Genomic DNA, 815 nt, shown 5'->3' on the forward strand with positions numbered 1-815 from the left:
CGGTCGCGGCGACGATGGTCGGGAAGTACAGCCCGAGGAACGCGTTCGCGATCCAGAGGCAGAACACCGCGATGCCCATGCCGAGCGCACGGATCTGCGTCGGGAAGATCTCGGACAGGATCACCCACGTGGCGATGTTGAGGAACGTCTGCATCGAACCCACGAACGCGACGACGAGGAACAGGATGACCCACGGGCGGGCCGGGTTGCCCTCGACGAGCGTCATCGACGCGATGCCGATGAGGAAGTGGCAGACCGTCGTCAGCGAGTAGCCCAGGATGAGCGTCGTGCGCCGGTTGATCTTCTCCATGTTGTAGATCGCGATCACGCCACCGATGACGGCGATGATCCCGGGGGCGATGTTCGCGATGAGTGCCGCCGACTGCTGGAAGCCCGACTCGATGAGCACGGTCTGGCCGTAGTACATGATCGAGTTGATGCCGGTGAGCTGCTGGGCGACACCGATGCCGGCGCCGATGAGCACGATGCGGATCAGCCACTTGTTGCCGAGCAGGGTCCGCCAGCCGCTCTGCCGCTGGACCTTCGACTCGAGCTCGTTCGAGCGCTTGATGTCCTCGAGCTCGGCCTCGGCACGCTCCTTCGAGCGGATCTGGCCGAGGACCTCGAGCGCCTCGTCGTTGCGGCCCTTCGACGCGAGCCAGCGCGGCGACTCGGGGACGCGCAGCATGCCGACGAACAGCGCGATCGCGGGGAGCGCGCAGACGGCGAGCATGACGCGCCAGACGCCGTTGCCCTCACCCCAGAGGTTGCCGATGATCGCGTTCACGACGAAGGCGGCGAGCTGCCCGATGACG

General features: G+C 66.3%; 1 protein-coding gene. It reads right to left on the bottom strand.

From position 1 onward, the window contains the following. The coding region (locus tag BIV03_RS15815) for an MFS transporter (RefSeq protein ID WP_139202017.1) at positions 1-815 on the bottom strand (815 nt) is incomplete at both ends.

This window comes from Curtobacterium sp. MCBA15_016, assembly GCF_001865105.1.
Lineage (GTDB): Bacteria > Actinomycetota > Actinomycetes > Actinomycetales > Microbacteriaceae > Curtobacterium.